Raw genomic sequence first — 9,575 nt, 5'->3', positions numbered from 1 at the left:
CCCCTGTCCCCGCCGCTGGCGCCGGTGCACCGCCGTCTCCGGTTCGACCTGGAGCGCTGGGCCGACGAGGAGGCGGCCGCGGCGGTCGGCGACCGCGGCCTCGTGGCCCGCACCATCGCCCAGGTCTCCCTGGCCGCGCCGGGGCCCGGCCCGGAGTGGCATCCGGGGCTGGCCGACTTCCAGGTCGTCCGGCGGGTGGAGGCGCTGATGGACGAGCCTCCGTCGGCCAACCCGGTGGCCGGTCCGGCCCTCCTCGGCGGGACCGGGGTCGCCTCCGGGGGAGTGGCCTCGACCTGCATCGAACTGCACCACCTCGCGTTCCTGTTCCTGCTGTGAGGGGCGCCACGCGGTGAGTGCGCGCGGGCGGCCGGTTCATGCGGCACGCTGGGGGCGGAACGGGCGAGGGGAACGGGGGACGATGCGGCCGACGGCGACGGGTGCGCGAGCACCGCACCGCCCCGCCGGGGCGTACGCTGCCGTGCTCGCGGCCCTGCTGCTCGCGGTCCTCGCCCTTGTCGCGCACCACGGCTCGGTGCCCTGGCAGGCGCTGCGGACGNNNGCCCCCTCCGCCCCCCGCCGCGGCAGCGGCGGCCGACGCCCCGCAGGCCCCGCAGCACACCCACCCTGCGCTCGCCGACGGCGATCGGTCCGGGGGCGGCGCGGCCACGGGCGGCGCCGACCTCGCGCACCCTCAGGCCGTGCCCTCCGGCCACGACCACGGGGGGCAGAACGACTGCGGCCCGGCGTCGGGCACCTGCCAGACCGCCAAAGTGATCGTCGACGTGGCCCTGCCGTCCCGCGCCCGGCTCATCCTCCCCGGCCCCGCGCCGCGTCCGCTCCCCCTGCCGCATGCCGCGCGCGCGGCCCCGCCCACCCCGCCCGAGCTGGCAGAACTGTCGATCCTGCGGATCTGATACCCGGCGCTGACCCCACGCCGAAACCGATCCGCACACCTCTTTCACGCGAAGGACAGTTCAGTCATGCCCGAATTCAGCCGTCGCTCCTTCATCGGCGCAGGCGCCGCCGTCTCCGGCCTGGGTCTGCTCGCGGCCTGCGGCCGCACCGGTGCCGCGGGCTCCCCCTCCGGAGCCCTGGTCACCCCCACCGACGCCATCGTCGATGCCGTCGAGAAGGAGCGCGCAGGCACCGGCAGGGAGCGCGCGTTCACCCTGCGCGCCGCCGAGTCCGAGCTGGACCTCGGCGGCCGCACCGTGCGCACCTGGAGCTACGGGAACGCGCTGCCCGGCGAGGAGCTTCGGGTCTCCGCCGGTGACACCCTCAAGGCCACCCTGGAGAACCGGCTTCCGGACCCCACCTCCATCCACTGGCACGGCCTCGCTCTGCGCAACGACATGGACGGGGTCCCACCCGTCACCCAGAAGGCCGTGGAGCCCGGCGAGGACTTCACCTACCGGTTCATCGTGGACACGCCGGGGACCCACTGGTTCCACCCGCACGTGGGCACCCAGATCGACCGGGGCCTGTACGCCCCGATCATCGTGGACGACCCCGACGAGCCCCTGGCCTACGACGAGGAGTGGGTGGTGATGCTCGACGACTGGCTGGACGGGGTCGACGGAACCACCCCCGACGCCGTGCTGGAGGAGGTGCGCGGCGGCATGGACCACGGCGGCCACGGCGAAGGCGGGATCGACGGTATGGGCGGGGACGCACCGATGCGCATGGGCAACACCCTCATGGGCGCCTCCAGCGAGCTGCTGGGCGGCGACGCCGGGGACATCTACTACCCGATGCACCTGGTCGACGGGCGCCCCGCCGACGACCCGCGGACCTTCACGGCCGAGCCGGGGGCGCGCCTGCGCCTGCGCCTGGTCAACGCCGGGGGCGACACCGCCTACCGGGTCGTCCTGGGCGGGCACCGCATGACGGTCACCCACACCGACGGCTACCCGGTCGAGCACCGGGAGGTCGACGGGGTCGTGCTCGGCATGGGGGAGCGCTACGACGTGCTGGTGACCCTGGAGGACGGCGTGTTCCCGCTGGTGGCGCTGGCCGAAGGCAAGGACGCCACGGCGCTGGGGGTGGTGCGCACCGGGTCGGGGCGGGCCCCGGGTAAGGACGTGCGCCCCGACGGGCTCGACGGGAAGATCGTGCACGCCACGGAGCTGAAGGCCGCCCCGGAGGTGCGCCTGGAGCAGCGGAGCCCGGAGGCCGAGCACACGATCGAGCTGACCGGCACCATGGGCGCCTACGACTGGGCACTCAACGGGCGGCGGTTCGACCACGAGGACCCCACGAAGGGCGCCTATGAATGCGAGCAGGGGCAGCGCGTGCGGCTCGTGTTCAAGAACTCCACGACGATGTGGCACCCGATGCACCTGCACGGCCACACCTTCCAGATCGCAGGCGGAGGCCCGAGGAAGGACACCGTGATCGTCCTGCCCGGTGAATCGGTGAAGGTCGACTTCGAGGCCGACAACCCGGGGCAGTGGCTGGTGCACTGCCACAACATCTACCACGGTGAGGCCGGGATGATGGGGCTGATGGCCTACACCGCGTAGCCGCGGCCGGGGATGCGCCCGCATCCCGGAGTCCCCCGTGTCCGGGCGGCGCCGCGGCGCCGCCCGGACCGCGCCTCCGCTTTCGGAGTAAGGGGCCCGCCGACGCCCCTTTCCGGGCCGGAGCACGCCGGAAGGCCCGGGAGGACGATGGGAAGGCGCCGGAGAAGCGGCCGGACCGTGCCGTGCCCACGCCATCGGCACCGGCCCTTCAGGCGCTCACCGGTGTCCCGGGGGCCTTGTCGGGACCGGCCCGGCCGGTGCGAAGATGATCGCACCATGGCGAGGCCCGAAGAGTTCCGCACCGTCCGCGCCGGGGTGTTCGCCTCGGTGTCGGTCGGTGTGTCCGCCGCCGGGCACGCCGCCATGTCCGACCACGCCCTGCCGGCGGCGGGGCCTCTGGGCGGGTTCCTCCTGCTCTTCGCCCTCGCCTGGGCCGCCGCCGACAAGGAGCGCGGGCTGGCCGGGATCTGCGGCCTGATGCTGTGGGGCCAGCTCGCCCTGCACCTGCTGTTCTCCTACGTGCAGGCGGGGGGCGGGGCCCACCACACCGGGGCCGCGGTGGGCGCCGAGGTGGCCGACGGCGGAACGGGGATGCTGGCCGCCCACGCCGCCGCCGCGCTGGTCAGCGGTTGGTGGCTCCGCCAGGGTGAGGCCGCCCTGTTCCGCCTGCTCCGCCTCCTCGGCCTGCTGATCCTTCCGGTCCTGCTGGTCGGGGGCGTCGGCGGCTCCGCCGCACCGGCGCCTCCGCCCGGGCGCCGCCCCGACCGGGGCGACGGGGGCCGTATCACCCGCGGACTGCGCCACACCGTGGTCCTGCGCGGCCCGCCGCACTGCTGCTGACCCCTCCGGACATCCGCTCCGCCTCTGCGTCGGCCCGTGTCGGCGTGCGGCACGGAGCGCCGGTGCCGGGAGGGGAGCGACCCCGTCCATGGTCGGCCGCGTGCCGACCGCCTCCGTCGTGCGCACCGGCTTCCGCAGTGGTTCCGCCGGTGCGCCGGTCGCCGCTGCCGCGGCCGCCCCGCAGGTGCGGGGACCGCCGCGCGGTGGCGCTACTCAGCAGCAGAGGAACGGCTGTGCAACCCGTACGACCAGCATGTGCAATGACCCCGCCCCGCCCCGGCCCCTCATCGGCCGCCTCCGGTGGCGTCGAGGAGCCCTTCCAGCGCCCAGCAGGCGTCGAGCCAGCGGGCGCACCCTGCGCATTCGGACAGGTGCCTGCGGACGGCCCGCGCGTCCCGGCCGGTCGCCTCGCCGTCGATCTCGGCGGACAGCGCCGTCCGGCATTCCTCGCACATCACCCGCCCATGATCGCCCATCGCCCGACCGGGGCGGGACGTCCGGGGCGCGTCGGCCGGTGCACGGGAGGGGCGCGGTGAACGACGAGGAACTGACCGTCCTGGCCGGGACCGCCGGACGGGGCGACGACCGTGCGCTGGAACGCCTGATCACCGAGACCAGGGAGGACCTGGCCCGGTTCATCGCCCACCGCGTGGACCCCCTGTGGGTGGAGGAGCTCACCCAGGAGACCTACGAGCGGGCCATGACGGCGCTCCCCGGGTTCGCCGGGCGGTCGTCCGTGCGCACCTGGCTGAAGTCGATCGCGCGCAGGACCGTGGCCGACCGCTACCGGCGGGCGGCCGCGCGCCCCCGGACCACGGCGCTTCCCGAGGACGCGGCCTGCGCCGGATTCCTGGCCGACCCCGGTGCCCGCTTCGAGGAGGAGGTCGCCCTGGCCGGACTGCTGGCCGAGGTCGGCCCCGACCGGCGCCGCGCGTTCGTGCTGACCAGGATCCACGGCTACTCCTACGCCGAGGCGGCGGAGGAGCTGGGGGTGCCGGTGGGGACGGTGCGGTCGCGGGTGGCCCGGGCCCGGTCCGACCTGATCCGCGCGATGGCGGGCTGACCCGGGCGATGGCGGGCCCGCACCGGGGCGCGCGCCCGCCGGACCCCCGGAGGAGCGGGGAACCACCGCCCCCGGCCCTCCGACCAACGGAGTGCGGTCGCCACAGCCGCGCGGTGATGAACCGGTGAAAGGCCTGTGGCCGACCCGGCGGAAAGGACGCCGGGCGGCCACAGGCCGAGCCGGTGGGGCCTCCCCGGTCCGGCGGATTCCCGGGGGCGTCGCGACACCGCTGCCCGTTGCTGTGCGCTCCCAGGAGCCGAGCGTCATTCGCGGCCGCGCGTTGGGCTCGGCGGCCACCGCCTCCACGTCCTCGCGGGAGTGCGCCGAGAGGTCCGTGCCTTTGGGGAAATAGGCGCAGCAGGCCGTTCGTGTCCTCGTTTCGAGCCGCGCTGCCAGGGGCCGACCGGGTCGCAGAAGAACACCGGGATGTCGGTGGCCGGGGCGAACGCCTGGTGGTCGGGCATTCTCCGGGCCCTGGTCCCGGGGCAGCGACCGCTTCGGGTGGGGCGGCAGGAGCACCGTGGACCGGGCGGCGTGCTCGACCAGGGACCGATCGCCCGGACGCCGTCGGGGCGCCCCTCCGGCCACCGTTCGGTGCGGCGGTTCACGGCGCGAACAGGCCCTCTCCGATGAAGCCGCCCTCCCCGTGCCCGGGGGGAACGGCGAACACGGCCGACCCGATCGCCACGACCCACTCGTTCAGCAGGTCGAGATCGTCCAGGCGCCGCTGGATCGGGACGAACTGGCGGACCGCATCGGCCTGGTACGCGGCGAAGATCAGCCCGGCGGAGTCCGCACCGTCCCCGGAGGCCGCCTCGTAGTTGTAGCCGCGCCGGAAGAAGCGCTCGTCCGGGTCGTCCGAACGGGCCCGGCGGATGTGGGCGAACTCGGCGATCTTCGGGAAGCCCAGCGGCGTGGCGGCCGTGAAGTCCGGCTCGTCGTGCTCGCGCGTCCCCGTCAGCGGGGCACCGTCCGACAGGCGCCTGCCCACGGCCTCCTCCCGGCCCGGCCGGTCGAGCCGGTCCCAGGCGTCCAGGTCCATGGCGATCCGGCGCAGCACCAGGCCCGTCCCGCCGCGCAGCCACTCCGGCCCCTCGTCGCCGATCCACACCAGGCGCTCGAAGTCCTCGCTTCCCGGGGCGGGGTTGTTCGTGCCGTCGACCTGCCCCATCAGGTTGCGCATGGTGGTGCCCTCGGGCTGGGAGCCGTAGGAGCGCCGGAACCCCTCCTGCGCCCAGCGCACCGCCCCGAACGCGCGCACGTCCTTGCCGAGCATCCGTGCGGCGTGCGCCACGGTGAGCGGGTCGTCGGCGCAGATCTGCAGGAGCAGGTCGCCCCCGCTCCACTCGGGGGCCAGGCGGTCCCGGGAGAACTCGGGCAGGGGCGCCAGCCAGGCCGGGACGGCTCCGGGGTCGACGCGTTCCACCAGCCCGGCCCCGAAGCCGAAGGTGACGGTCAGTCGGGCGGGCACCCCGGCCAGTTCCGGTTCGGAGTCGGCCAGCGCGGGGTCCCCCTGGGTGAGCTTGGCCGTATCGTCGCTGAGCAGCCTCAGCAGGCGGCGCACCCCCTCGGCGTCCACGTCCTTCTTCAGGTCGACGGCGACGAACCGGGCGTGCGCCTGCGGCGGCGTCTCCACGCCCGCCTGCCGGGAGCCGTGGTAGGGGACGGTGCGTCCGCCGTGCAGCGGCTCCTTCTCCGCCGGACGGGAGGGGGTGAGCAGCCGCTCGCCCAGGGCCGCCGCGCCCATGAAGGCCCCCGCCCCCAGGCCCGCGGCCGCCCCTCCCCGGAACAGGCGTCGGCGCGTGAGCCCGGGGCGGGCGGGGTCGGCAGGCCCGCCGGTCCCGCCGGGGTCATCGGGGCCACCGGAAGCGTCCGGGTCGTCGGGTCCATCGCGGCGCACCATCAGTGGTCCATGCCTTCGCCGTACTCATCGTCCCCGCCGTCCTCACCGTGCCCCTCGTGCCCGCCGTCGCCGCCGCCCTCCTGGTAGTTCTCGTTGGCCCCCTCGTAGTCCTTCACCGGGGCGGTGAACTCCAGCGCCGAACCGTCGGCGAACTCCAGCTCGACGGCGATCTCCTCACCCGGCTCCAGGTCGCGCCCCAGCTCCATGAGCATGATGTGGTCGCCGCCGGGCTCCAGGGTGTGCGCGGCCCCGCCGCCGACGGGGAAGCCGCCCTCCTTCTCCTGCATCGCGGGGTTGCCGTCCTCCCCGGTGGCGACCTCGTGCAGCTCGACGAGCCCGGCCACGTCCCCGGCGTCGGCGGCCGTGACCGTGGCCTCCTGCTCACCGGTGTTGTCCAGGGTGCCGAAGACCCCCGTCATCCCGTCCTCCTCCGTGGCGGCCTTCACCCAGGCGTCGGCGACCTCCACGGAGGCGGCCTGGTCGTCCGCGCCCTGCGCGGAGCCGGGGGAGGGGTCGGGGGCCGAACCGTCGGCGGCGCCGCAGCCGCTCAGGGTGACGGTGGCGGCCGTCATGGCGGCCACCGTGAGTCGCAGGCGGGGGATGGGCATGGGAATCGTCCCTTCAGGGTCGGGTGCCACGGCCCGGCGGGTGCGGACGGGCCGGAGATCGGTCGTGTGCGGTGCGGGAAGGGTCAATCCGACCGGCGCCGCCGCGCCAGGACGGTGGAGACGGCGAGGTAGAGGAGGAGGCCCACGGCCGCGCCGACACCGGCCACGCCCCACAGGGGAACCCCGGAGCGGGCCGCGCCGTCGGCCTGTGCCTGCGCGCCGTCCTCCGCGGCGTCGTCGGAGGCCGCCGTACCGGGGGTGTCCGCGGCGGGGGAGGCGGCCGCAGGGTCCAAGAGCCCGGCATCCTCGCCCACCGCGAAGGAGAAGGCCCCGCTGATGGGGTGGCCGTCGCTGGAGACGACCCTCCAGCGCACCACGTAGCCGCCGTCGGGAAGCGTCTCGGACAGGCCCTGCGCGACCGTGTCGCCGTCGATGCCCGCCTCCCCCTGCGAGACCTGGGCGCCGTCGGCGTCGAGGACGGTGACCGCCGCGCCCACGTCCATCACCTCGCCGCTGAAGACCAGCTCCACCTCGTCCGGCCCGGAGGCCAGGCGCTCCTCGGCCTCCGGGGTGGAGGAGACGAGCCGGTCGTGCGCCAGCGCGGGGGCGGCCGGGGCGGTGAGGACCACGCCAACGGCGAGGGCGGCGGCCGCGCCTAAGGCCGGAAGGCGTCGGCCCCGTGGCCCGGTCGGTCCGGTGAACCTGGTGAGCACTGTGCCTTCCGCCTCCTCGCCGAGCCGTGCGCGCGTTCCGTTCTCGGTAGTCGGAGGCGGAGGCCCGCTGGTTCCCGGCGATTCTCAGAGCAGGTCGGGTACGCGCCGGGGCACGCGGGGTATGCCGTGGCCGGAGGCGGGCCCACGGGTGCGGGGGCGGGGCCGGGCACCGGCGCGCGGCCGCCCGGCGCGGTCATCGGCCCCGATCACCGACACTGGAGGCATGCCTTCTGTTGTCCTCGACGGCGACCCCGTTCCGTCGGACGGGTCCCTGCCCGACGCCTCGCTCGAAGGGCTCGGGGAGCGGCCTTTCGGGGTGTACGTCCACGTGCCCTTCTGCGTCACCCGCTGCGGGTACTGCGACTTCAACACCTACACCGCCGAAGAGCTCGTCTCCCGGGACGGGACCGCCACCGCCTCCCGGGACGGGTACGCCGACCTCGCCGTGCGCGAGGTCCGCCTCGCCGGGCGGGTGCTCGGGGAGGCGCACCTGCCCGTCCGCACCGTCTTCGTCGGCGGCGGCACCCCGACCCTCCTGCCGCCCGAGGACCTGGGCCGGGTCCTGGCCGCGATCGACCGGGAGTTCGGGCTCGCCCCCGGCGCCGAGGTCACCACCGAGGCCAACCCCGAGACCGTCGACGCCGACTACCTCAAGCGCCTGCGCGACGCCGGCTTCACCCGTGTCTCCTTCGGCATGCAGAGCGTCCGCCCGCACGTGCTGGAGGTGCTGGAGCGCACCCACACCCCCGGGCGCCCCCAGCAGTGCGCCGCCTGGGCGCGCGAGGCCGGGTTCGAGCACGTCAACCTCGACCTCATCTACGGCACCCCCGGCGAGACCGACGACGACTGGCGCGCCTCCCTGGAGGCCGCCCTCGAAGCCGACCCCGACCACGTGTCCGCCTACTCCCTCATCGTGGAGGAGGGCACCCGCCTCGCCGCGCGCGTGCGGCGGGGCGAGCTGCAGGCCCCCGACGATGACGTGCTGGCCGACCGGTACCTGGTCGCGGACGCGATGCTGGAGGGCGCGGGCCTGCGCGCCTACGAGGTCTCCAACTGGTCGCGCGGCGCCGAGTCCCGGAGCGAGCACAACCGCCTGTACTGGACCGGCGGCGACTGGTGGGGCGTGGGCCCCGGCGCGCACAGCCACGTCGGCGGCACCCGGTGGTGGAACGTCAAGCACCCCGCCGCCTACGCCGCCCGCCTGGCGCAGGGCATCTCGCCCGGCCACGCGCGCGAGGTGCTCACCGGGGATGAGCGCCGCTTCGAGCGCGTCCTGCTGGAGTTGCGCATCGCGGAGGGCTGCCCCCTCGACCTCCTCGACGACGACGGGAGGGCGGCCGCAGCGCGCGCCGTCGGCGCGGGCCTGTTGGACCCGGTGGCACACGAAGGCGGCCGCGCCGTCCTCACACGGCGCGGCCGCCTCCTCGCCGACGCGGTGGTCCGCGACCTCACCTGAGTGAGGGCGGTGCCGCGCGGCCCCGCTGGAGCGCGGGCGGGTCCTACTTCGCGACCGGGACGCCGAAGGGGTACGTGAACCACTCGCCCTGCTTCGCCGCGCCGTTGGCCTTGAAGCCGTAGACGAGGGCCAGGATCAGGGTGATCGGGTACGTGATGAACCCGATGAGGACGATCATCAGCAGGACGTTGACGAAGTTGGCGATGATCATCGCGACCGCCCAGTTGGTCGCCTGCGCCATGTGGTGCTTGGCGAACGGCGACGCGTCGCTCTTGGAGAAGAAGAGGATGATCGGGATGAGCGGGATGAACGCGCCGCCGATGTGGGCCAGCGCGATCGTGCCCTCCTCGTCGGGCCGCATCTGGCCGTAGCCCTGCTGGCCGTACCCCTGCTGCTGGTAGCCGCCCTGCTGGCCGTACACCTGGTCGTAGCCGGGCTGCGCGTAGCCGCCCTGCTGGGGCTGCTGCTGG

General features: G+C 75.1%; 10 protein-coding genes and 2 pseudogenes. 6 read left to right on the top strand and 6 right to left on the bottom strand.

What is annotated here, in order from left to right; all coding sequences use genetic code 11:
- From D476_RS0117430 to D476_RS0117415, 4 genes and pseudogenes are all read left to right on the top strand, one after another.
- Positions 1-336: pseudogene (locus tag D476_RS0117430) on the top strand (M56 family metallopeptidase); the annotation flags it as partial.
- Positions 337-698: 362 nt separating this feature from the next.
- The gene (locus D476_RS39115; RefSeq protein ID WP_017625214.1) at positions 699-914 is read left to right on the top strand and encodes a hypothetical protein; all 216 of its coding nucleotides are present in this window, start codon (positions 699-701) and stop codon (positions 912-914) included.
- Between the two features lie 66 nt (positions 915-980).
- A complete protein-coding gene (locus tag D476_RS0117420) occupies positions 981-2,522 on the top strand; it encodes a multicopper oxidase family protein (protein WP_017625213.1) in 1,542 nt (513 codons plus the stop codon).
- A 276-nt stretch (positions 2,523-2,798) separates the two neighbouring features.
- A complete protein-coding gene (locus tag D476_RS0117415) occupies positions 2,799-3,362 on the top strand; it encodes a hypothetical protein (RefSeq protein ID WP_017625212.1) in 564 nt (187 codons plus the stop codon).
- A gap of 284 nt (positions 3,363-3,646) precedes the next feature.
- Here D476_RS0117415 and D476_RS38540 read toward each other — a convergent pair whose 3' ends face one another.
- The gene (locus tag D476_RS38540) at positions 3,647-3,817 is read right to left on the bottom strand and encodes a zf-HC2 domain-containing protein (RefSeq protein WP_017625211.1); all 171 of its coding nucleotides are present in this window, start codon (positions 3,815-3,817) and stop codon (positions 3,647-3,649) included.
- Between the two features lie 77 nt (positions 3,818-3,894).
- On the opposite strand from D476_RS38540, the gene D476_RS0117405 reads away from it, so the two are divergent.
- Positions 3,895-4,425 (top strand): sigma-70 family RNA polymerase sigma factor, encoded by a 531-nt coding sequence (locus D476_RS0117405; protein ID WP_017625210.1) that lies wholly within the window; start codon positions 3,895-3,897, stop codon positions 4,423-4,425.
- A gap of 237 nt (positions 4,426-4,662) precedes the next feature.
- Here D476_RS0117405 and D476_RS39110 read toward each other — a convergent pair.
- The 4 genes and pseudogenes from D476_RS39110 to D476_RS0117390 all read right to left on the bottom strand — a co-directional run.
- A pseudogene (locus D476_RS39110) lies at positions 4,663-4,938 on the bottom strand (IS30 family transposase); the annotation flags it as partial.
- A 91-nt stretch (positions 4,939-5,029) separates the two neighbouring features.
- Positions 5,030-6,328 (bottom strand): Dyp-type peroxidase, encoded by a 1,299-nt coding sequence (locus tag D476_RS0117400; RefSeq protein WP_017625209.1) that lies wholly within the window; start codon positions 6,326-6,328, stop codon positions 5,030-5,032.
- Positions 6,328-6,936 carry a copper chaperone PCu(A)C gene (locus tag D476_RS0117395; protein ID WP_017625208.1) on the bottom strand — a complete coding sequence of 203 codons (609 nt, stop codon included), beginning with the start codon at positions 6,934-6,936 and terminating at the stop codon, positions 6,328-6,330. The genes D476_RS0117400 and D476_RS0117395 overlap by 1 nt, the downstream gene beginning before the upstream one ends.
- Positions 6,937-7,019: 83 nt before the next feature.
- Positions 7,020-7,565 carry a copper resistance CopC family protein gene (locus tag D476_RS0117390; RefSeq protein WP_017625207.1) on the bottom strand — a complete coding sequence of 182 codons (546 nt, stop codon included), beginning with the start codon at positions 7,563-7,565 and terminating at the stop codon, positions 7,020-7,022.
- Positions 7,566-7,872: 307 nt separating this feature from the next.
- Between D476_RS0117390 and hemW the strand changes: the two genes are divergently transcribed.
- Positions 7,873-9,105 (top strand): radical SAM family heme chaperone HemW, encoded by a 1,233-nt coding sequence (gene hemW, locus D476_RS0117385; protein ID WP_017625206.1) that lies wholly within the window; start codon positions 7,873-7,875, stop codon positions 9,103-9,105.
- A gap of 43 nt (positions 9,106-9,148) precedes the next feature.
- On the opposite strand, the gene D476_RS0117380 is transcribed toward hemW, so the two are convergent.
- A partial coding sequence (locus tag D476_RS0117380; protein ID WP_017625205.1) for a DUF4870 domain-containing protein occupies positions 9,149-9,575 on the bottom strand: 427 nt, incomplete at its 5' end.

It is taken from the genome of Nocardiopsis chromatogenes YIM 90109 (genome assembly GCF_000341185.1).
GTDB classification, from domain to species: domain Bacteria; phylum Actinomycetota; class Actinomycetes; order Streptosporangiales; family Streptosporangiaceae; genus Nocardiopsis_A; species Nocardiopsis_A chromatogenes.
Note: the sequence above shows the minus strand (reverse complement) of the source record. Positions and strands in the feature narration are given on the sequence as shown.